Origin of the sequence: Ideonella margarita (assembly GCF_038066635.1) — a bacterium.
GTDB classification, from domain to species: Bacteria; Pseudomonadota; Gammaproteobacteria; order Burkholderiales; family Burkholderiaceae_C; genus Ideonella; species Ideonella margarita.
On record NZ_JBBUTI010000003.1, the window covers coordinates 15,290 to 35,638 of the forward strand.

General features: G+C 67.8%; 18 protein-coding genes. 5 read left to right on the top strand and 13 right to left on the bottom strand.

The window, feature by feature from the left end; all coding sequences use genetic code 11:
* Positions 1-25 precede the first annotated feature (25 nt).
* Both ybeY and AACH00_RS04585 read right to left on the bottom strand, forming a co-directional pair.
* Entirely contained in the window at positions 26-493 is a 468-nt protein-coding gene (ybeY, locus tag AACH00_RS04580; RefSeq protein WP_341397899.1) for an rRNA maturation RNase YbeY, read from the bottom strand.
* On the bottom strand, positions 490-1,464 hold the full coding sequence (locus AACH00_RS04585; RefSeq protein WP_341397901.1) for a PhoH family protein: 975 nt from the start codon (positions 1,462-1,464) through the stop codon (positions 490-492). The genes ybeY and AACH00_RS04585 overlap by 4 nt, the downstream gene beginning before the upstream one ends.
* A 35-nt stretch (positions 1,465-1,499) precedes the next feature.
* On the opposite strand from AACH00_RS04585, the gene ruvA reads away from it, so the two are divergent.
* A complete protein-coding gene (gene ruvA / locus AACH00_RS04590; RefSeq protein WP_341397903.1) occupies positions 1,500-2,072 on the top strand; it encodes a Holliday junction branch migration protein RuvA in 573 nt (190 codons plus the stop codon).
* Between the two features lie 43 nt (positions 2,073-2,115).
* Here ruvA and AACH00_RS04595 read toward each other — a convergent pair whose 3' ends face one another.
* From AACH00_RS04595 to AACH00_RS04615, 5 genes are all read right to left on the bottom strand, one after another.
* Positions 2,116-2,604 carry a copper chaperone PCu(A)C gene (locus AACH00_RS04595; protein WP_341397905.1) on the bottom strand — a complete coding sequence of 163 codons (489 nt, stop codon included), beginning with the start codon at positions 2,602-2,604 and terminating at the stop codon, positions 2,116-2,118.
* Positions 2,605-2,623: 19 nt separating this feature from the next.
* Complete coding sequence (locus tag AACH00_RS04600; RefSeq protein WP_341397907.1) at positions 2,624-3,274, bottom strand: Crp/Fnr family transcriptional regulator; 651 nt, start codon at positions 3,272-3,274, stop codon at positions 2,624-2,626.
* Between the two features lie 171 nt (positions 3,275-3,445).
* Entirely contained in the window at positions 3,446-4,000 is a 555-nt protein-coding gene (locus AACH00_RS04605; RefSeq protein ID WP_341397909.1) for a YcnI family copper-binding membrane protein, read from the bottom strand.
* An 11-nt stretch (positions 4,001-4,011) separates the two neighbouring features.
* A complete protein-coding gene (locus AACH00_RS04610; RefSeq protein WP_341397910.1) occupies positions 4,012-6,390 on the bottom strand; it encodes a TonB-dependent receptor in 2,379 nt (792 codons plus the stop codon).
* A 168-nt stretch (positions 6,391-6,558) separates the two neighbouring features.
* Positions 6,559-6,966: a DUF2946 domain-containing protein gene (locus AACH00_RS04615; RefSeq protein WP_341397911.1), complete on the bottom strand. Its 408-nt coding sequence runs from the start codon at positions 6,964-6,966 to the stop codon at positions 6,559-6,561.
* A 159-nt stretch (positions 6,967-7,125) separates the two neighbouring features.
* Between AACH00_RS04615 and AACH00_RS04620 the strand changes: the two genes are divergently transcribed.
* Positions 7,126-8,016, top strand: coding sequence for a hypothetical protein (locus tag AACH00_RS04620; protein ID WP_341397912.1), 891 nt, complete (start codon positions 7,126-7,128; stop codon positions 8,014-8,016).
* Positions 8,017-8,048: 32 nt separating this feature from the next.
* Positions 8,049-9,113, top strand: coding sequence for a Holliday junction branch migration DNA helicase RuvB (ruvB, locus tag AACH00_RS04625; protein WP_341397913.1), 1,065 nt, complete (start codon positions 8,049-8,051; stop codon positions 9,111-9,113).
* Between the two features lie 23 nt (positions 9,114-9,136).
* Here ruvB and soxR read toward each other — a convergent pair whose 3' ends face one another.
* Positions 9,137-9,595 (bottom strand): redox-sensitive transcriptional activator SoxR, encoded by a 459-nt coding sequence (gene soxR / locus AACH00_RS04630; protein ID WP_341397914.1) that lies wholly within the window; start codon positions 9,593-9,595, stop codon positions 9,137-9,139.
* A gap of 106 nt (positions 9,596-9,701) precedes the next feature.
* Here soxR and AACH00_RS04635 point away from each other — a divergent pair, with 106 nt between their 5' ends.
* A complete protein-coding gene (locus AACH00_RS04635; protein ID WP_341397915.1) occupies positions 9,702-10,133 on the top strand; it encodes a VOC family protein in 432 nt (143 codons plus the stop codon).
* A gap of 18 nt (positions 10,134-10,151) precedes the next feature.
* Here the strand turns inward: AACH00_RS04635 and AACH00_RS04640 are convergent, their stop codons facing one another.
* The 3 genes from AACH00_RS04640 to AACH00_RS04650 are packed head-to-tail and all read right to left on the bottom strand — an operon-like array spanning position 10,152 to position 14,268.
* A complete protein-coding gene (locus AACH00_RS04640; RefSeq protein WP_341397916.1) occupies positions 10,152-10,646 on the bottom strand; it encodes a hypothetical protein in 495 nt (164 codons plus the stop codon).
* Positions 10,643-12,277, bottom strand: coding sequence for a caspase family protein (locus AACH00_RS04645; RefSeq protein ID WP_341397917.1), 1,635 nt, complete (start codon positions 12,275-12,277; stop codon positions 10,643-10,645). The genes AACH00_RS04640 and AACH00_RS04645 overlap by 4 nt, the downstream gene beginning before the upstream one ends.
* Positions 12,274-14,268, bottom strand: coding sequence for a caspase family protein (locus AACH00_RS04650; RefSeq protein WP_341397918.1), 1,995 nt, complete (start codon positions 14,266-14,268; stop codon positions 12,274-12,276). Before AACH00_RS04650 ends, AACH00_RS04645 begins: the two co-directional genes overlap by 4 nt.
* Positions 14,269-14,343: 75 nt before the next feature.
* Between AACH00_RS04650 and AACH00_RS04655 the strand changes: the two genes are divergently transcribed.
* Positions 14,344-15,558 carry a Cu(+)/Ag(+) sensor histidine kinase gene (locus AACH00_RS04655; RefSeq protein WP_341397919.1) on the top strand — a complete coding sequence of 405 codons (1,215 nt, stop codon included), beginning with the start codon at positions 14,344-14,346 and terminating at the stop codon, positions 15,556-15,558.
* A 13-nt stretch (positions 15,559-15,571) separates the two neighbouring features.
* On the opposite strand, the gene AACH00_RS04660 is transcribed toward AACH00_RS04655, so the two are convergent.
* A complete protein-coding gene (locus AACH00_RS04660) occupies positions 15,572-17,089 on the bottom strand; it encodes a chemotaxis protein CheW (RefSeq protein WP_341397920.1) in 1,518 nt (505 codons plus the stop codon).
* Positions 17,086-20,289, bottom strand: a complete 3,204-nt coding sequence (locus tag AACH00_RS04665) for a PAS domain S-box protein (RefSeq protein WP_341397921.1) — start codon at positions 20,287-20,289, stop codon at positions 17,086-17,088. Before AACH00_RS04665 ends, AACH00_RS04660 begins: the two co-directional genes overlap by 4 nt.
* Positions 20,290-20,349 lie beyond the last annotated feature (60 nt).

Below are 20,349 nucleotides of genomic sequence, written 5' to 3' on the forward strand. Positions count from 1 at the left end.
CCGCTGCAGCCTGCTTCAGCGCGCCTCAGCCGCGCTCTCGCCCGGCGTAGGGGTCGGCCAGGCCCAAGCCCAGCAGGATGGCCGTTTCGCGGGCCTCCATGGCCTCGGCTTCCTCGCCGTCGTCTTCGTGGTCGTAGCCCTGCGCATGCAGGGTGCCGTGCACCAGCAGGTGAGCGTAATGGTCGGCCACGGAGATACCCAGCTCGGCCGCCTCGCGCTCAACCACCGGCGCACAAAGAATCAGGTCGGCCTGCACCACCGGCTCATGCTCGTAGTCGAAGGTCAGCACGTTGGTGGCGTAATCCTTCTGGCGGTATTCGCGGTTCAGCGTCTGGCCTTCCTCGGCCCCGACGATGCGCACCGCGATCTCGCCGGGGTTCTCCAGCGCCGCGCGCATCCAGCGGATCACCTTGTGGCGCGGCAGCAATGCGCGGTGCGACGGATCAGCGAACTGCAGCGACAGCGTCAGCTCAGGCAGGGCAGCTTTGCTCATCGGCTCTGTGCCTCACGTTGGCGGCTCTGGGCGTCATAGGCATCCACGATGCGGGCCACCAGCGGGTGGCGCACCACGTCAGCCGAGGTGAAGTGCGTCATCGCGATGCCCTTGACCTTCTTCAGCACCTGGGCCGCGTCCACCAGGCCGCTGGGCATGCCCTTGGGCAGGTCGATCTGGCTGACGTCGCCGGTGATCACCGCCTTGGCGCCAAAGCCGATGCGGGTCAGGAACATCTTCATCTGCTCGGGCGTGGTGTTCTGCGCTTCGTCGAGGATGATGAAGCTGTGGTTCAGCGTGCGGCCGCGCATGAAGGCCAGCGGCGCGATTTCGAGCGTGCCCTTTTCGAAAGCCTTGGTCACGCGATCGAAACCCATCAGGTCATACAGCGCGTCGTACAGCGGGCGCAGGTAGGGGTCGACCTTCTGCGTCAGGTCACCCGGCAAAAAGCCCAGGTGCTCGCCGGCTTCCACCGCCGGGCGGGTCAGGATGATGCGCTGCACGGCGCTGCGCTCCAGCGCATCCACCGCACAGGCCACGGCCAGAAAGGTCTTGCCGGTGCCGGCCGGGCCGATGCCGAAGCTGATGTCGTGGCCCTGGATCTTGCGCAGGTAGTCCATCTGGTTGGGCGTGCGGCCAGTCAGATCAGCCCGGCGGGTGTGCAGCACGATCTCGCCCTCGGCCACCGCAGCCACCGAGCGGGGCTTGGCCTCGCCACGGCGCAGGTCGTCGATCGCCAGTTGCAGCACGTCGGCCGGCAGCGGCTTGCGTGCCAGCTCGTACAGGGTTTCAAGCAGAGCCAGCGTGCGTTCGGCGTCGCGCTTGCTGCCTTCGATGCGGAAGGCGCCCTGGCGGCGGCTGATCGTCACCGGCAGCGCGGCCTCGATGGTCCGCAGGTGTTCATCAAGTGCACCGCAGAGGTGGCCCAGCCGGGTGTTGTCCAGCGGCGAGAAAGTGTGTCGCAACATCATCAGCCGCATTGTCCGGCAAAGGATAATCCCGCGTCATGATCGGTCGACTCACTGGCGTTCTCGCGGAAAAATCGCCCCCGCAGGTGGTGCTGGATGTGCACGGTGTCGGCTACGAAGTCGATGTGCCCATGAGCACCTTCTACAACCTGCCCGCCCTGGGCGAGAAGGTCACGCTGCTGACCCACTTCGTGGTGCGTGAAGACGCCCAGCTGCTCTACGGCTTTCTCACCGGCGAAGAACGCGCCACCTTCCGCGAGGTGGTGAAGATTTCCGGCATCGGCCCGCGCACGGCGCTGTCCATCCTGTCGGGCATGTCGGTGAGTGACCTGGCCGGCGCGGTGTCTCGCCAGGAAGGCGCGCGCCTGCAGAAGGTGCCGGGCATCGGCAAGAAGACCGCCGAGCGGCTGCTGCTGGAGCTCAAGGGCAAGCTCGGGGCCGACCTGGGCGCGGTGCCGGCCGGTGTGAACAGCGAAGCGCAGGCCGACATCGTGCAGGCGCTGATGGCCCTGGGCTACAGCGAGAAGGACGCAGCCGCTGCGCTGAAGAAGTTGCCGCCGGACGTAGGTGTCAGCGACGGCATCAAGCAGGCGCTCAAGCTGATGGGCTGAGCGCCCGCGGTTTCAACGCGTCGCTTCAGCCCATCACCACGGCTCAGTGCTTCATGCTGCCGTGGTCGTGGCCGGCATGGGGGTCGGCCGGCTTGGCGCCCAGGGCCTGCACGGGCACCGTCAGCGCCAGCGTTTCCAGCTTGCCGTCCTTGCCCTGCACGTTCAGCGTCAGGGGCACGGTGTCTCCGGCTGCCAGCGGTTTCTTCAGGCCCATCAGCATGACGTGATAGCCGCCCGGCTTGAGTTCCACCGCTTTGCCAGCCGGCAACTCGACGCCCTTGACGGCGCCCATCTTCATCACGTCGCCCACCATCTTCATCTCGTGGATCTCGACCACGTCGGCCGCCGGTGACGCCGCAGACACCAGCGTGCCGCCCTGCGCCGAGGTGATGCTGAAAAACGCGCCGGTGGCTTTCTGCTGGGCCACGGTGCCGCGCACCCAGGCCTTCTCGACAGTGGTCTGGGCCAGGGCGGCGCTGGTGGCCAGGGTGAGTGCGGCCACCAGGGCCAGGGTCTTGAATGAGGTCGTCATGAGGGTCTCCTGTTGAGGATCATTCCACAGTCACGCCCGCCAGGCGCTGAGGGCCGTCACTGCGGGTCATGCCGGAGGGCCATTCGGCCTCACGCAGGCGAGACAAGCTGAAACTGGCGCTCTGGCGCTGGCGGGTGTCGAGGATCTGGGTACGTTTGAGGTTGGCGAAGATGCGCGACACGGTTTCGGGAGCCGTGTCGATGATCGCCGCCATGTCTTTGATGGTCGGCAGGGCACAAGTCGCGCCCTCGCCGGCCCAAGGGGTGTCGTCCGGCGCCAGCAAGAGCAGCAGGTGCTTGAGGCGGTCCTGGGCGGTGCCGGTGCGCAGGGCCACCAGGTCTTGCCCGCGGCGCTGCTGCTGCACCAGGCCTTCCATCAGCGCCAGCCGACGCTCGGCCTCGCCACTCAGCGGGCGGCGGCGGGCCTCGCAGGGCACGATGGCGCGCGCCGAATAGGCATACGGATACGCGGCCAGCAACTCCAGGCCCATCAGATCGCCCGGCAGAACGATCTGCATGAAACGCTGGCCTTCCCGGTCATTGCGGTCCAGGCGCAAGGCGCCCTTGTCGAGCTGCCACACCGAGCCCATGCCGCCCGCCTCGAACAGCCATTCGCCCGAGTCGAGGGAGACCGGGTCATCCTGAAAAGCAGAACGGGAATCAATGAACATGGCGACAGATCTGGACAGCAAGGCCGGTTTGGCCAGCAGTTGCGGCCAAACCTAGGGAAAATACTGATTTGATTGTAATCAGGCGAAAACCGGGTTTTTACCTAAGAACGGTCACATCAGTCTTGCGCGATATCAAGCCAATGGGGGTGCTAGACACACTCCACTCACGGCTCAATGGGCGTGGCCCGCGTGTGGATCAGCCACCAGGTTCATGCGGGCCGCAGGCGCCTTCAAGCCTTGGGCGGAGGCACCCTCCTTGGGCACCTCCACCCAGTCCCAGCGGCCTTTTTCGCAGACCTGCTGCACCGGCCACCACAGCAGCCCGGCCTGACCCGGCAGCTGCCCGCGCACCACGAATTCGTCGTACCAGGCGTCTTCGAGCCAGAACTCGCGGGCCGTGGCCTGCCAGGTGATATCCACCACGTCCTCGGTCACCTTGCGGCCGTGGCTTTCATAAGGCTCGGCCAGCTTGTCCTTGCGGATGCTGAGCTTCCAGCCCGGCTTCGGCATGGGCTTGGCGCCACGAAAACCAGCCGGAATGCGCACCGTCACCGTGTGGGTGGCAGTGCCCTCGCAGCCGTGGCCGATGCGCAGAGCGACCTTGGCCGAACTGCCTGCCGGGGCCTCGGCCGGCTCCACCGACACATGCGCCTGCGCAGCCGTGGCAAGAAGCATGGACAGGGCAGCAGCGCCCAGCAGGGAGGTCTTGAAGGATTGGAATGTCATGGTCATGCGCCTCACAGGTCGAACTTCAACTCAGCCGAGTAGCTGCGCTGCGGATAGGGGTGGAAATTCCAGTACTGCTGGTTGTTCAGGTTGTCGATGCCGAAGGCCGCGCTCCACTGGCGCGATGCCTGCCAGCGCACCCGCACATCGCCCGTCAGATAGCTGCTGGCGCCGGTGTAGGCGAAGGCATTGGTATCGAGGTTGTCGAGTGAGCTGTACTGCCGGCCGCTGTAGCGCACGCCCAGCGTGGTGGCCAGCGCTGGCGTCATCTGCCAGGTGGCCACCACGGTGGCGCGCCAGCGCGGCACCCGCGGCTGCCACTTGCCCACCGTGTCGCCCGGGGTGATCTGGTAGCCGTCGTTGGCCACGATGATCGAATCGGCGAAGGTCAGGCTGGCTTGCAGGGTCAGGTCGCGCACGAGCTTGTCGCTGCCGGCCGAAAACTCCAGGCCGGTGGTGCGCACATGGTTGATGTTCTGCACCGTGTTGGCGTTGGTGGCCGGGTTCAGCTGCGAGTACAGCGCGTCGCGCGTGTCCTCATGGAACAGCGTGCTGCGCAGGTTGCCCAGGGCGCCAGTCCATTCTGCGGTCAGCTCGCTTGTCCAGCCGCGCTCGGGGCGCAGGTCCGGGTTGTTGTTGATGGCCTGGCCCAGCGTGTTCACGCCGCCTTGGTACAACTCGCTCACGGTCGGGAAGCGCACGGCGCGGCCGGTGCTGGCTTTCAGCACCCATTCGTCGCTCAGCGCGCGCGACAGCGCCAGCTTCGGCGAGACGCTGGTCTTGCTGCGCTCAGGGTGGTCGATCTGGCCCGTGGTGGCTTGCGTGACGCCGCCCCAGGCGCGCCATTGTTCGGCGCGCAAGCCGATGACCGCCGCCCAATCCGGCGCAAAGCGCCAGGTGTCCTGCGCCCAGGCGCTGCGGGTGCCGGTGTTGCCGGCGAAGAGCGATGCGAAAGCCGCTGGGTCACCATGGCGCCAGTCAGCGGTGGTGTCCACGCGGGTGCGCAGCTGGTAGGTGTCCTGGCCAAAACCGCCGTCCACCACATGCGCGCCCTGCTCACCCTCGGGCCGCCAGGTGCCCTTGGCAGACAAGGTGCGCCAGCCGGTACCCGCCTGGTCGGTGATGCGGCCGGCATTGGCGGCGGCCTTGCTCGTGGGCGCCAATGCGCGGGCACGGTCGGTGTCGTAGTCGTAGACGCTGGCCGCCACTTCCCAATCAAACACGCCACGGGTACGTGACTTCAGCGACAGCGCGTGCATCACATGCGAGAGGTCTTCGTGGGTCTGGCTGAAGTCGGAGGCCGCCAGCGCGTAGCGCTTGCCGTTGATGTTCACCGCCTGGGTGATGTCGCCGCCATAGGTGTTGTTGACCACGGCTCCGGCGCTGTCACGCAGCCAGCTCTGCGAACTGCCGTCCGACGTGTTCTGCCACAAGCCCACCAGGTAGTTGGCGCGCAGCGTGGGCGTGATGTCCCAGGTGAGCTTGGCCTTGACCTGGTCCTGCACGGTGTCGTACTGGGTGGCTGAGCCGATCAGCCACCAGTCGGCATTGCGCGGGTTCTGGCCCGCCACGGCGCCGCTCACCACGGTTTCACCGCCCTTCAGCGCCGCGCCGGCGCTCAGCAGCTTGTTCGAGAACACCAGCGGCTGACCGACGCTGTCAGTGCGGTTGGCTGAAACGAACCAGCCGAAATCACCCTCGCGGCCGCCCAGGGAGGCACTGGCCTGACCGGCGTGATAGGTACGCTTTTGACCATACAGATCATTCGGCTGGCTGCTGTACGACAGCTTCGCATGCGCCTCGAAGGCCTTCGGGCTGCGGGTGACGTAGTCCACCACCGCGCCCACGGCGTTGCCGGGGTAGGCGGCCGAGAACGGGCCGTACAGCACATCGACCCGGTCAATTTCCTCCGGTGTCACCAGGCCCCAGCGGGGCGTGAAATTGGCGCCGTTGCCCAGCAGGTTCGACAGCAGCACGCCGTCGGCATACACGAGCGAGCGCGCGCTGTTGCCCGTGCCCGAGGCGCGGGTCGAGAGCACGGCGTGGTTGTAGTCACCCACATAGCGCTTGCGCACCAGCAGGCTGGGCAGGTATTTCAGCGCGTCTTCGGCATCCGTTGCGTTGATGGTCTGGGCGATCTGCGCCGCGCTCACGCCTTCGATGGTGGTGGGAATGCGCGTGGGCAGCGAACTGGGCTGGCTGCCGGTGATGACCACCACGCCGGACTGGCGAGAAGGGGCTGGAGCGTCGAGCGCGGTAGGGGCCTCTTCGGCATGGGCGCGCTGCCAAGGTGCGGCCAGAAGCGCGAGGGCGATGGCCGTCAGGGGAAAGGCTGAACGGGCGGAAACAGCAGAAACGCGCAACGAGCGCACACAAACAGAAGTGGTCATGAACGGGCTGATCAAGGCGATGCAGGCGGCGTCCGGGGCCGAGATCAGCACAGCGAGCGCTGGCAACTCAAGCAAAAGGACGCCCGACAAGGGCCTGCGCACGCCGGCAGCATGCCGAGAGACCCTCGGCGCAGGCGCACGCAGCGGGCTCGCCTCCGGGGCGAGCGATCAGCTGTTCAGCGGTGGGGCTCGGGGCTGTGCAACAGCCCAGGCAAACAGCGGCCGGTGGGCCTGCAGGAACAGGCGCGGCACGGCATGACTCAAGGCCGGAGTGGCCAGGGCATCGGTGGGCGGTGCGGACGGCGGCAGCGGGGCCTGCCCGCCCAGGCCGCAAAGCGGGCAGTGGTCAAAGTGCAGGCCGGCTGCGCCGGACAAGGGGGCCTCGGGGCCGCTCGCCTCAGAGCCGTCAGCCAGGGACACCAGCCGTGTGCCTTGCGGCGTGCAAACCTCGGTGTACAGGGAGTTGCCCGCCGCGGCGGCCATCGCATGCGAGATCGTCGGCGCGAACGCCAACCCGAAGATCGCGAAGAACGCGACCCACGACAGGCGTTGAAGACGACGGCGCATGGCAAACATGCCCGGAATTCTAGTCGCGACGCGCAAAGCCCTTCATCACCCCCCCTGACAGCACGATGCATTGCACAGGCAGATTTTCTAGACTGCCCTACCATTTGCCATCTGGCCACCTTGCCGTGAATTGAAGTGCCGCTGTACCGCCGTTCCTTGTTGCTGGGCATGAGTACCGGGCTGCTGAGCCCGCACGCGGCCGGCCAGCCCGAGCCACCCGCCAGCGCCGCAGCCAGTGCGGTCGATGCCACGCATGCGGCCGTGCGCTTCCCGCTGGCCAGCGACCAGGCCGACCAGCGCTCGACGTTCAATGCCCAGCTGCTGGAGCTGGCCCTGCAACGCGGCGGCTGGCCGCAACCGTTGCGCTACGTTGGCGGCGTGAACCAGGCCCGTGCGCTGGTCGACCTCGAGCAAGGCGCGCTGGATGTGGCGACGGTATCCGACCAGGCCGATCTGCCCGAGGGCCTTCAGCCCGTGGCCTTTGCGCTGCGCCATGGTCTGCTGGGTTTTCGCCTGCTGGTGAGCACGCCCGAGCGCATGGCGCGACTGCAGGCCACAACCAGCCTGGAGCAGCTGAAGCGCAACTTCCTGCTCGGCTACGGCCAGGACTGGCGTGACCTGCCTCGCCTTCAGCGCCTGGGTTTTCGCATCGTCACGGCCAGCACCTACCGCGGCATGTTCCGCATGCTGCTGGCCGGCCGATTTGATTACCTGAGCCGGGGCGTGAACGAAGTCCTGCCCGAGCTGGGCAACCGAGAGCTCAACCCACAGTCACGGCTGATGGTGGTGCCGAGCCTGTCGATGCGCTACCCGGTTGACGACATCTTCGTCGTCCGGCCCGGCGCCACCGCCCTGCACCAGGCCATTTCTGCCGGCTTGCAGGCCGCCGTGGCCGACGGCAGCTACTGGCGCCTGTTTGACAGCCACTTTGCCCAGGCGCTGCGCTTCGCCCGCCTGGAGCGCCGGCGCGTGTGGTCACTCGACGGCTACGGCAACAACCCGATGATCGAGCAGGCGCAGGCCCGGTTGCTCAAGCGCTGGCGCACCATGAAAGGCTGACACGGCCGCGCCCACGTGGCGATAATGGCTGTATGTCCATCCAGACCGACGACTTCGGCGAATTTCCGCCCCGTGCTGCCCGCGTGGTGGCTGCTGCGCCCGCCACGCCCCAGGAGGAAGCGCTCGAGCGCGCCCTGCGGCCCAAGGGCCTTGATGAATACGTCGGCCAGGTGAAGGCCCGCGAACAGCTGGAAATCTTCATCGGTGCGGCCAAGAAGCGCGAGGAAGCCCTCGACCACGTGCTGCTCTTCGGCCCGCCGGGCCTGGGCAAGACCACGCTGAGCCACATCATCGCCAGCGAGCTGGGCGTGAACCTGCGGCAAACCAGCGGCCCGGTGCTGGAGAAGCCGAAGGACCTGGCCGCCATCCTCACCAATCTCGAGAAGAACGATGTGCTGTTCATCGACGAGATCCACCGCCTGTCGGCCGTGGTCGAGGAAATCCTGTACCCGGCGCTGGAGGACTACCAGATCGACATCATGATCGGCGAAGGCCCGGCGGCCCGCTCGATCAAGCTCGATCTGCAGCCCTTCACGCTGGTGGGCGCCACCACCCGTGCCGGCATGCTGACCAACCCGCTGCGCGACCGCTTCGGCATCGTCGCCCGGCTGGAGTTCTACACCGCCGAAGAGCTGTGCCGCATCGTCACGCGGTCGGCCAAGCTGCTGAACGCGCCGATCGACCCGGCCGGCGCACTGGAGATTGCCCGCCGCTCACGCGGCACGCCCCGCATCGCCAACCGCCTGCTGCGGCGGGTGCGCGACTACGCCGACGTGAAGGGCGATGGCCGCATCACCGCGCCCATCGCGGATGCCGCGCTGAAGATGCTCGACGTCGACCCGGTCGGCTTCGACCTGATGGACCGCAAGCTGCTCGACGCCATCGTGCACCGGTTTGACGGCGGCCCGGTGGGTCTCGACAACGTGGCCGCGGCCATCGGTGAAGAGCCCGGCACCATCGAAGACGTGATCGAGCCCTACCTGATCCAGCAAGGCTTTCTGCAGCGCACACCGCGCGGCCGCATCGCCACGCTGATGGCCTACCGCCACCTCGGCCTCACGCCACCACAGCGCGGCACCGACCTGTTCGAGGGCTGAGGCGGCGGGGCTGGCCCGCCAAGTCACTTCGCCAAATCGGCCGACCGGTCGCCCAGCCAGAAGCGCGCTCCGGCGCCGAGGCCTGCGGCGGCGTCACCCGGGTTGTAGAGCTTGCAGCGTTTGAGCGACAGGCAGCCACAACCGATGCAGGCGTCGAGCTGGTCGCGCAGTTGCGTCAGCGCCTCGATGCGGGCCTGCAGCAACGGTTGCCACTGGCGTGAGAGCCGCGCCCAGTCCGCCTGCGTGGGCGTGCGGCCGTCAGGCAGGCTGGCCAGTGCGGCGCGAATGTCTTCCAGCGCCAGCCCCACGTTCTGTGCGGCGCGAATGAAGGCCACGCGGCGCAGGGCATCACGCGCAAAGCGCCGCTGGCCGCCGTCCGTGCGGTGCGCATGCAGCAAACCTTCCGCCTCATAGAACCGCAAGGCACTGGTGGCCACGCCCGCGCGCTCGGCCAGGGCGCCGATGGTCAAGAGTTCCGCCATGTCACGCTGCTCCGGGCTGTTGAAGACCACATTTGAAAAGCTGCTTGACTTCAAGTCAACTTGAAGTTTCAGACTCTCCCCATCGTCAACCTGAATGGAGAGCGCCATGAGCCGCAGCACCTTTGAGCATGTGAACCTGACCGTGACCGACTTGCCCCGCGTCTTGCACTTCGTGCAGACCGCCTTGCCCGATTGGCGGGTGCGCGGCGGTGGCACGATGGACTGGTTCGGCCAGCCCATCGACTGGTGCCATGTGGGCACCGACGAGGCCTACATCGCGCTGCAAAGCGGCGGCAACACCGAGGCCCTTGACTGGCAAAGCCTGGCCACCGGCGTCAAGCACATCGGCCTGGTGGTGCCCGATGTGGACGCAGTGGTGCAGCGCCTGACGGACGCCGGTTTTCCGCTCGACCACTGGGGCGGCCAGACCGCCGTGCGGCGCAGCGCTTATGTGGTGGCACCGGGCAGCGTGCAATTCGAGTTCGTGCAGTACAACAGCGCCGATCCGGCACTGCGCAACGATTACTCGACCGTCTGACCGGGGATGAGTGCCAAGTCAGGGCACGCTGAAGTTCAGCTCGCGGCTGCCCTGCCGCCCGAGGGTGTCGGTGACTTGCACCACCAGGCGGTGGCTGCCTGACGGGATTGCCGCCTGCTCCACCTTCAGGCCGTCCGGGCGCACCACCACGCTCTTGAGCAGGCGCTGCGTCACGTCGATGCGGAACGCGCCGTACAGCACCCGGAAGCTGGCCACGTCGATGGCCGCATCGGCCGCCGGCTTGAAGCGCAGCTCGATCGGCACCGGGCTCACCACCTGGGTGCCATTGCCTTCCAGCAAGGGGCGCAGCACCTCGATGGCCGGGGCGCCTGCGGCCCGCGCCACCAGTGTGACGGGCATGGGCACCGCCGCTGAACGGGCCACTTCGTCCGGCGTCACGAGCCAGTCCTGCGCGCGCGCCGGGCCGGTGCCCGTCAACGCCAGCAGCGCCAAGCCGGCCATCGCCACCACCCCGCCTCGGCGGCCAAACCCATTCATCGACAAACCCGTCATCGCACTTCCTCCACATCCAGCAGTGCCGACGCAAACGCGTCGCTGCACGCACCTTGCACACACGGGCCGGCCTGCTGCCCGAGCAGCGCCTGCAACTGAGAGCGCCCACGCTGGTCCAGCAAGGGCGCCAGAAACGGCCCTGCCCGCTGGCCGCGCAACGCACGCCAGTCACGCGGCCCATCGGTCACCATCACCAGCAAGCGGTCGAGCCCGGGCGGGCCGCCGGCCACCACGCGCCAGGACGGCCGCGGCAGCCACAGCTGCTGGCCCGCAGCTATGCGGTTGTCGCTGTCCAGCTCATTCGGGAACAGCAGCGTCATCGACGCGCCGTCGGTGCCAGCCATGGCCACGTAGACATGACCAGGGCGATCGCTCACCAGCATCAGGTCCAGCGGGTCCCGGTCGATGCGCAGGCGCTGTGCCGACGCAGTGACCTTCAAGGAGCGCTTGTGATCGCGCTGCGCATGCACCTGCGCCAGGATGTCGCCCGGTGTGGCCCGAACGGGCGCGGGCGTCGCCACGGGTGCGGGCACCGGCGCTGGCGTGGGTGCGGCAACTGGCGCGGCAACTGGCGCGGCAACTGGCGCGGTGACTGGCGCAACGACCGGCACAACGACTGGGGCAACCACAGGTGCAGGCACGGGCGCCACAGGCGGTGCCGCCGCGAACAAGGCCGGCACGAAGCCCCGGTTGCCCGTGACCACCAGGTGCTGAGGCGTGATGTCGGTGGCGCCGCGCATGGCCTGCTCCACCTGCGCTTGTGCGCAACGCACCAGCTCATTGGCGCTGATGGCGCCGCTGCCGTCCAGGTCGCGCGCCTCGCCCATCAGGCAGCGGCGCAGGGCCGTGGTGGCCAGGCCGCCGGTCTGCGGGTTGTCGAAGCTCAGCTCATCCGGCCGCGACGATGAAATGTGCACCACATCGCCCAGGCCCATGCCCGCCGCCGACAGCGCGGACTCCATGCTGCGGGTGCGCACATTGCTGGGCTGCGCGCAGGCTTCGCTCACACCCGATGTCTTGGCCTGCAGCATGGCCGCACCCAGCGCCCGGCTGGCTGGGCGGGCGGCGGCAGCACCACCGGAATGGCAGGCGTCGTACACCACCATCAGCTTGTCGGCCTTGTCGCCAAGCGGTCGCAGCATCCGCGCGAATTCGGCGTGGGTGAAATCCTTCAGGTCCCAAGGGATCAGCGTTTCAACGCAACCACCCGCTTGCGGATCATGGAAGCGCGAGCCGTGGCCCGTCCAGTACACGAACACGCGGTCGCCCGCGGCCACGCGCTGCGCCAGGGCCGAAAGCGCAGCCTGCACACCGGCACGGCTGGCCTGCTCGTCACGCAACTCGGTGATGTTGGCATCGGGCACCTGCAGCGCGCGCGCCATCTGGCGGGCGCTGCGCATGTCGTGCGTCACGCCGTCGAGGGCGCCGACCGGCCGGGCCGGGTCCTGCTGGTAGCGGCCCAGGCCGATGATCAGCGCATGCCGGCTGGCGCGGGGCGTTGCACTCGTTGTTGCCGTTGAAGCTGCCGCGGGCTCGGCGGCGCCGGCCGACGCCATGGCGCAGCCCATCACCACCGCCAGCACCGTGACCGTGAAGACCCGCGCCAACCAGCACAAGGGATCGGTCCTCATCGCGAAGCCAGCGGGCCTTGCCGCTGCTCGTAACCGGTCAACTCCTCGCGCTGGCTGCTCACCAGGGTGTTGCGCTCGTCACGCGCCTCGAACTCCATCGCGACGAAGTTGCGCAACTCGGGCGAGTACCACCACACCGTCGTCCAGCGCTGCCACCCGCGGTTGCCAGCTGCGGAACGGCCCTTGGCTTCCGACGAGACTTCGATGCGCTGGGCGTCGAACTCACCCGCCGGCACCTTCACCTTTTCAACGGTCTTGAACAACAGCGTCGCCTCGATGTCGATCAACGTCACCGAGCCATCCGCCTGGATGCGGCGCTGCTGGTAGGTCACGTTCTGCTTCTGCCCGGCCTGCATGCCCTCCCACCAGCGCGGCTGGTAGGGCGTGTATTCCACCCGGGCACCGTTGGCGTCCTGGATCACGATCGGGCGCAGCCATTCGTCGTACCGCGTGCCGCCAGCGGTGAACAGATGGTTGTCGTCACCAACCCGGGCGATGGCCGTGGTGTAGTTGCGCACCACCTCGCCGCGCCACTTGTCGACGACCTGGTAGCGCCAGCGATCACCCGAGCTGATGCCCCGCGAATTGACGGCCACGGGCGCGCGCGCCGGCTTGGCCGGGCCGGCGTCAGGCCGTGATTCAGGCATCAAGCCCACCGACACACGCGGCGCGGTGTCGGGGAAACCGGCAGGCAGTGGCGCACCGGTCGGCTTGGCAGGTGCAGACACCGTGGACGGTACCGGGGCTGGCTGAGGAGCTTGCTGGAACAAGTTGCCTGGCGCCAGACCAACCGACACGCGCGGCGGTGCGTCCGGCATCGCAACCGCAACCTGCGTGGGCTGCGGGCGCGGTGCGGGGGTGGGCGCAGGAGGTGCTGAAGCCTGTGCTGCAACCTGAACGGCAGGCTGTGGCGCGGGTTGTGGCGTGGACTGGGGAGCAGCAGGCGCCGGTATCGGCCTGGTCAACAGCGCCAGCTTTTGGCGGGCCTGCTGGGCATGGGCACCGGCAGGAAAGCGCTTCAGGTAGGCCTGCACTTCCAAGGCCTGCTGGCTGTCGCGCACCGCGTCCCACAGGGCGTTGTCGAGCGCCGTCTCAGCCGACACCACGGGCGCGGCCGGAGGCGGCGGCGGTGGCGGAGGGGGTGGCGGCGCCTGCACCACCGGCAAGGGCGGCATGAAGAAGAAGTCGCCCTCGAGCGAGGTGCTTTCCCACGGCACCTGCTTGCCTTGGGATTCCTTGCGCACCGAGCGGCGCACCTCCTTGAACACGTCTTCCACCTTCATGCCCGGCTGGGCCATGGCGCGCAGCAGGAACTGGGTGTAGAGGCCGTTGCTACCCGCGCCGTCACTGCTGACCGAGCCCGGTGACGTGGCAAACGCCACCAGCGTGCCCACCGGCGCGTCCATCTGCGCCAGGCCCTGCTGGGCCGATCGGAAGCTGCGCGCAAACGGGTTGTTGCGGCAGGCATCCAGGATCATCAGGTTGGTGGCATTGCCGGCCGTTTCCATCTTGTCGAGCACGGCCTGCGCATCGAGCGCCTGGTAGGCCACCTCGTCTTCGCGCTGGATGTCGGCACCGACCGGAATCAGGTAGTTGCGGCCCTTGATCTGCATGCCGTGTCCGGCGAAATAGAACACGCCGGTGCCGCCTTCGCGCAGCCGGGTGCCGAAGTCGCGCACCGCGTTCATCATGTCGCGCAGGCCCACGTCGGTGCGCAGGATCACGGTGAAGCCCGAGCGCTCCAGCGCCTGCGCAATCGCGCGGGCGTCATTGCCCGGATTGCCGAGCGGCGCATCACGGTAGGCACCATTGCCGATCACCAGCGCCAGCCGCTGGCTGGTCTGGGTGGCTGCCGCCACGGGTTGAACTTTCAGGGTGCGCTCGGAGCCGGCCGCGGGGGCCGCCAGCGCCGCCTGCCCGGCCGGCGACAGGCAGGCCCACAGGCCCGCCCACCACCACACCGGCAGGCCCGGGCCTTTGGAATGGATCATCCTGACAGTATCGACTGCCCCCGCACGATGTTGAGCACGGGTTAAGTCAGACGCCAAAAAGCCGATAAGACGACCATGAGCAACAGCCTCGCCGAACTGCTGGAGGACGTCGATGCCGGTCTGATCTGGGCCGGTGCGGACGGCGTCGTGCGCCGCATCAACGCGCTCGGCGCGAAGCTGACCGGCCTGAAAGAAGGCAAGGTCATGTTCGACCCCGACCTGAAGAATGCCGTGGCCACCGTGGTGAAGAACCGCGGCTCGATGGAATTGAAGGCCATTGGCATGCCGCCGGCGCCGGGCCAGAGCCCGACCCGCCTGACCTGCCGCGTGATTCCGGGCCTGGTGAAAGACGACGCCTTCGTGTTCGTGCGCCAGGCCGACGTCATCGCCCCGGCGTCGGTGGCCGACCACCTGCTGCTCGCCTTGAACGACGATGTGCATGCACCGCTGAAGGAAACCCTGGGCCGGCTGAAACACAGCAACGCCCAGTGGCCCCTGATGGTGGAATGCACACGCAAGCTGTTCACCAGCCTCGACCTGCTGGTGGAGCTGGCCACGCTGTGGCAGGGGCCGGCGCCCAGCGGTGCCGACAACATCACGCTATGGCCGCTGGTACAGATGGCCTGGATGATGCAGCAGAACTCGCCGGAAGCGCGGGCCTGCCCGGCCTCGATGCCGCCGCCCAGCTCGGTGGAAGTGGTGACGCTGTACGGCGACACCGACAGCCTGTCGCGGGCGATCCGGCTGTGCATCGATTCGGCCCTGCGCAACCAGCCCCCCGCCCAGCCCTGGAACATTCACCAGGAAGTGGACGGCCAGCGCGTGCTGATCCATTTCACCGGCGCCCCGATCTTCCCGCGGCCCAAACCGGCCCCGGGCGTGAAGTTGACCGAGCCCTCACGCCGCCAGGCGCTGGAGCTGTTCGGCCACCAACTGGTAGAGAAGATCGTGCAGGCGCACGGCGGGCAGTTGCTGGAGGACGCGGCCGAGCAGCGCTTCAGCGTTGCCCTGCCCACCAACCAGCCGCACCGCGCCAGCGGCGGCGTGATGGACATCGCGCAGGCGCAGCAATACGCCCGCGACCTGGCCGCCTTGATGTCTCGTGCCCGGCTGCACACCGCCCGCGATGCCGCCGCCAAGGCCGAGGCCCATGCCGCGCAGCAAGCTGCCGCCGGCGACGCGCAACTGGCGCAGCAGAAGCTGGCCGCGCAAGCGGCCGTGCGCCCTGCACCGCAGCTGCCTGAAGCCAAACCCATCAACAACAGCGACGACGACGCCGTGCTGTTCTGACGGCGCAGCCGCCTCAGGCGGCCAGCGGCATCTGCTCGCGCAGGGCGTCGGCAATGCGCCGCAGGTCAAGCGTGCGCAACAGGCGTTGTGCGCCCGGCTGCCCCACCTGCGCCAGCCGGCGCGAGCCCAGCTCGCGGGCCAGCGCATCATCCGGCGCGCCGTGCTGCGGCAGCTCGGGCTCCCAGTCGGCCGGCTCGATGGTGCGCAGCGCAGGCACCGCAAAACCAACCAGCTCCGGCCCGCTTTCCACCACCAGGATGCTGACGGACGGCGACGCGCTGATGGCACCGAAGCCCGCCAGCCGGCTCAGGCACATCACGGGAATCGTGCGGCCGCGGTTCACCAGCATGCCCAGCAAGGCACCCCGGTTCTGGAAGAGCGAGACATCGCAGGTGTAGGGCAGGATCTCGCAGACCTGGTCGATCGGCGTGGCGGTTTCGCCGCCGAGCGCGTAGGTGATCATGGCCCGGCCCAGGCCGGTCGTCATCGCGGCATCGAAGCCTTCGGCGGTGCCCTGGTCGCCCAGCGCCTGGGCGTTGGTCTGACCCAGGTTCACCAGCACCTCGTTGGTCAGCAGCGCATCACCGTCCAGCAGCAAGAACTGCTGCGCCGTCACGCCGGTGCGCACCAGCACGTCGGCGGCCAGCCGGCTCGCCGGCACGGCGCCGCGGAACAGCGTCGGGTGGGGCAGCGCGAAGGTCGGCACAGTCAGCACGTCCGCCTGGTCCACGCTCACCACATCCATCACCTGCTGCACGAGGCAGGCCACCATGCCGCGCTCCAGGCGCAGCACAAAGGCCTGCAGCGGCCCGTCGGCGGGCAGCGGCCCCAAGCCGCACAGGGCCATCAGATCAACCGCCGGCAACTTCAGTCCGGCGTAGTCGATCACGCCGCGGCAGTTGCCCATCGCCAGCGCGGAGCGCTCGATCACCGGTGAGGCCAGCGTGGCGTGCACCGACATCGCGTCCAGGGCCAGCGGCACCACGCCGCAGCGGATCAGCATCAGGGGCAGGCTGTTCTGCAGCACGCTCACGGCTTCATGGTCGGCGCTGGTTTGCTGGCGCTCGGGCTCGGGGTCGTCCACCATCGGCACCTGCGGCAAGGCCGCCAGCGCAGCCGGGTCCAGCACGTTGACCAGGCTTTGATCGTCGTCGCGGAACAGGCTGCCCGCCAGCACGGCGGCCACGGCGTCGGTCACCCTGGCCGGATGCAGGCGCTGGTCGGTCGGCCGGAAGATGCCGGTCACGCCGTCCGTCAGCAGGCCGAGGATGCGCCCCTGCTCGATCATCACGACTACGCTGGGCGAGGCCAGCTTCGGCGCCGGCCGCCCCAGCAGCAGGCGCAAATCAAGCACCGGCACCATCACGCCGCGCAGGTCAATGCCGCCGATCACATGCACGGCCGGGCACGGCATGGGCAGCAGCGCCAGCAGCGGCAGCACCTCTCGCAGTGCGTCCATCGGCAAGGCCAGGCTCATGCCCCCGAGCGTGAAGCCGCCATAACCTGGCAGGTCAACCGGCGTGTCGCTCATGGGGCTTTGCCGTTGGCGGTGAGCTCGTCGATCAGCCCGGAGACATGGTTGGCCAGCTCACGCTGCTGGTTGGTGGCCTCGGCGATCTGCTTGACGCTGCCACCCGTGCGACTGACGTTGTGGATGATGCCCTCGAAGCTGCGTACGGCGTCCTTGCTCACATCGGCGCCCTGGCCGACCTGCAGCGTGGAGGCCTCGATCAGCGAGGCGATTTCGCGGGCGGCCACCGAGCTGCGCTCGGCCAGCTTGCGCACTTCGCCAGCCACCACCGAGAAGCCCACGCCGTGCTGGCCGGCACGGGCCGCCTCGATCGCGGCATTGAAGGCCAGCAGGTTGGTCTGGTTGGCGATTTCACCGATCACGCCGACGATCTCCGCCACGCGGGTCGAGCTGGTCTGGATCGCGCTGATGGCGGCAATCGCCTTCTGCAGCGATTCATACCCGGCCTTGGCCGAGCTTTCCGCGTCGCTGGCCAATTCAGCCGCCACGCCCGAGTTGGCGGCGATGGTGCCGATGCTGCCCACCAGGCTGCGCACGCTGCTGCCCATCTCGGCCGACTTGGTGGCGATGCGCCGCTCCAGCATCACTTCCTCGGTGACGTCGTAGGCGTACTTCACCACCTTGTGCACCTTGCCGTTGATGTCGAGGATGGGGTTGTAGGTGGCCTGGATCCACACGTCGCGGTTGTACTTGCCCACACGGTGGAAACGACCGCTGATGAAGGCGCCTTCGCTCAGGCGGATCCAGAAGTCGCGGTACTCGGCACCCTGGGTGTAGTCGGGCGTGCAGAACATGCTGTGGTGCTGGCCCTGCAGCTCGCGCAGCGTGTAGCCCATGGCCACCTGGAAGTTGCGGTTGGCGGTGAGCACCCGGCCGTCCAGATCAAACTCGATGACCGCCTGGCCCTTGTCGATGGCATTCACCTTCGACTCGAACTCGGCTGCGCGCAGCTTCTGGTCGGTCACGTCGGTGGCGAACTTCACCACCTTCACCGGGTTGCCACGCGGATCGAAGATCGGGTTGTAGGTGGCCTGGATCCACACCTCGCGGCCGTCCTTGCCCACCCGCTTGTATTCACCCAGCTCGAACTCGCCGCGGCCCAGCCGCTCCCAGAAGGCCTGGTATTCGGCCGATGCCGCATGTTCGCTGTCGACGAACATCCGGTGGTGTCGCCCGCGGATGTCATCCATCGAGTAGCGAACCAGCTTGAGAAAGTTCTCGTTGGCCTTCAGCACGCGGCCCTGCATGTCGAACTCGATGACGGCCTGCGCACGTTCAATGGCGCCCAGCTTGCCCTCCGACTCCAGCCGCTGCAGCTTCTGCTCGGTGACGTCCTGCCCCAGCAGCAGCACCTTCTGCAGCATGCCGTCCAAACCCATCACGGGGCTCAAGGTGCCCGACAGCCAGACCTCGCGCTGGCCGGCTCCCTTGCGGCGGAACTCCGCCATCGACGGCTTGCCGTCGCGCAGCAGGCGCCATTGTTCTGCGTGCACGGCACCGCCGTGGTCTTCCTCGAACATCAGGCTGGCTTCGTCCTTGCCCACCAGATCGCCTTCACGCAGGGCCAGGGCACGCTGCATGCGCTCATTCGCCATCAGCACACGTCCGTCGCGGTCCAGCTCCATCAGGCAGGCGCTGGCACCCACGGCCGCCATGCGTGCAGCCACTTCCACGCTCTGGATCTTGGCCGGCGTCACGTCGATCGCGTACTTGACGATCTTGAACGGCCGCCCTTCCAGGTCGAGGATGGGGTTGTAGCTGGCCTGGATCCACACGCGCTTGGCGTTCTTGCCGAAGCGCTGGAACTCGCCGGCCTCATGGTGCCCCTGCGCCAGCCGCTGCCAGAAGCTGCGGTAGGCCGGGCCCTGCACCTCGTTGAGGTCGACGAACATGCGGTGGTGCAGGCCCTTCACCTCGTCCAGGGTGTAGCCCATCAGGTCCAGGAAGATCTGGTTGGCATGCAGGATGTTGCCGTTCAGATCGAACTCGATGACCCCCTGCACGCGGCTGATGGCCGAGAGCTTGCTGGCGTCTTCCAGGGCCTTGAGCTGGCCCTGGGTGATGTCCTGTGCAAACAGCAGCACCTTGGCCGGCTGTCCGTTGTCCACGGCGATCGGGCTGTAGCTGGCCTGCAGCCAGACCGTGCGGTGCTGCTTGTCGATGCAGGCGTACTCGCCGGTCTGCGGCTTGCCGGCCCGCAGGTTCGCCCAGAAGGCCTTGTAGTCCTCGCCCTCGGTGTCGCCGGCCGGCATGAAGCGGCTGTGGTGCATGCCCACCGCCTCTTCTTGCGTGTAGCCGAGGATGCGCTGGAATTGCTCATTGGCATGCAGCACCCGCCCGTCCATGTCGAACTCGGCCAGCGCATGGGTGTGGTCCAGGGTGTTGAGCTTGGCCTGGTCTTCCTGGGCCTGCTGCACCTGCCGGGTGATGTCGATGCCGTAGCTCACCACCTTCAGCGGCTGCCCGTTCAGGCCGCACACCAGCGCCACGGTCGAGCGGAACCACACCCGCTGACCGGTCTTGCCCACGCGCAGGAAATCGCCGTGCACGCTTTCGCCGCGGCGCAGGCGCTCCCAGCCGTCCTTGTAGCGCTTGCTCTCCACCGTCGCGGCTTCGCAGAAGTGGGTGTGCGACTTGCCGATCACTTCAGACAGCGTGTAGCCCAGGGCGTCGAGGAAGCGCTGGTTGGCGCCGATCAGGTTGCCGTTGAGATCAAACTCGACGCGCGCCTGGCTGTTCTCCATGGCCTCGCCCTTGGCCAGGGCATCCAGCGCCTGCAGGCGGTCCAGGGTGATGTCCGCGGCCACCATCAGGGCGCCGCACAGCGCGTTGTGTGCGTCGTGCAGCGGCGCGTAGTGCACCTGCAGATAGAGCTCGCGGCCATCGGACGTGACGCCGCGGTAGTCCCCGCGCACATCGTGGCCTTCACGCAATTGCGCCCAGAGCGCGTCGTAGGCTGGGCTTTCCACGAAATCCGGCGGGCACAACATGCCGTGGTGCTGGCCCACCAGCTCTTCGCGGTAGTAGCCGAACAAGCTCAGGAAGTTGGCGTTGGCGTCGTTCACCACCCCATCAAGCGACACCTCCAGCATCGCCAGGCTGCGCTCGATCGATTGCTGTCGGCGTGCGAGCGCGGCCATGTCCACCGCCGGCTCTCCGCTTTGCAGGGCATCAAATTCATCAGGGGTCGTGGCACTCATGGGTCAACCTTCTCAAGGGCGCCCCATCCGGGGCTCATCAGCCCTTGTCTTTCGGCTGAT

Coding starts and splice junctions, on each gene's coding strand:
- ybeY (WP_341397899.1), bottom strand. CDS start 493: ATGAGCAAAGCTGCCCTGCCTGAGCTGACGCTGTCGCTGCAGTTCGCT.
- AACH00_RS04585 (WP_341397901.1), bottom strand. CDS start 1,464: ATGATGTTGCGACACACTTTCTCGCCGCTGGACAACACCCGGCTGGGC.
- ruvA (WP_341397903.1), top strand. CDS start 1,500: ATGATCGGTCGACTCACTGGCGTTCTCGCGGAAAAATCGCCCCCGCAG.
- AACH00_RS04595 (WP_341397905.1), bottom strand. CDS start 2,604: ATGACGACCTCATTCAAGACCCTGGCCCTGGTGGCCGCACTCACCCTG.
- AACH00_RS04600 (WP_341397907.1), bottom strand. CDS start 3,274: ATGTTCATTGATTCCCGTTCTGCTTTTCAGGATGACCCGGTCTCCCTC.
- AACH00_RS04605 (WP_341397909.1), bottom strand. CDS start 4,000: ATGACATTCCAATCCTTCAAGACCTCCCTGCTGGGCGCTGCTGCCCTG.
- AACH00_RS04610 (WP_341397910.1), bottom strand. CDS start 6,390: ATGACCACTTCTGTTTGTGTGCGCTCGTTGCGCGTTTCTGCTGTTTCC.
- AACH00_RS04615 (WP_341397911.1), bottom strand. CDS start 6,966: ATGTTTGCCATGCGCCGTCGTCTTCAACGCCTGTCGTGGGTCGCGTTC.
- AACH00_RS04620 (WP_341397912.1), top strand. CDS start 7,126: ATGAGTACCGGGCTGCTGAGCCCGCACGCGGCCGGCCAGCCCGAGCCA.
- ruvB (WP_341397913.1), top strand. CDS start 8,049: ATGTCCATCCAGACCGACGACTTCGGCGAATTTCCGCCCCGTGCTGCC.
- soxR (WP_341397914.1), bottom strand. CDS start 9,595: ATGGCGGAACTCTTGACCATCGGCGCCCTGGCCGAGCGCGCGGGCGTG.
- AACH00_RS04635 (WP_341397915.1), top strand. CDS start 9,702: ATGAGCCGCAGCACCTTTGAGCATGTGAACCTGACCGTGACCGACTTG.
- AACH00_RS04640 (WP_341397916.1), bottom strand. CDS start 10,646: ATGACGGGTTTGTCGATGAATGGGTTTGGCCGCCGAGGCGGGGTGGTG.
- AACH00_RS04645 (WP_341397917.1), bottom strand. CDS start 12,277: ATGAGGACCGATCCCTTGTGCTGGTTGGCGCGGGTCTTCACGGTCACG.
- AACH00_RS04650 (WP_341397918.1), bottom strand. CDS start 14,268: ATGATCCATTCCAAAGGCCCGGGCCTGCCGGTGTGGTGGTGGGCGGGC.
- AACH00_RS04655 (WP_341397919.1), top strand. CDS start 14,344: ATGAGCAACAGCCTCGCCGAACTGCTGGAGGACGTCGATGCCGGTCTG.
- AACH00_RS04660 (WP_341397920.1), bottom strand. CDS start 17,089: ATGAGCGACACGCCGGTTGACCTGCCAGGTTATGGCGGCTTCACGCTC.
- AACH00_RS04665 (WP_341397921.1), bottom strand. CDS start 20,289: ATGAGTGCCACGACCCCTGATGAATTTGATGCCCTGCAAAGCGGAGAG.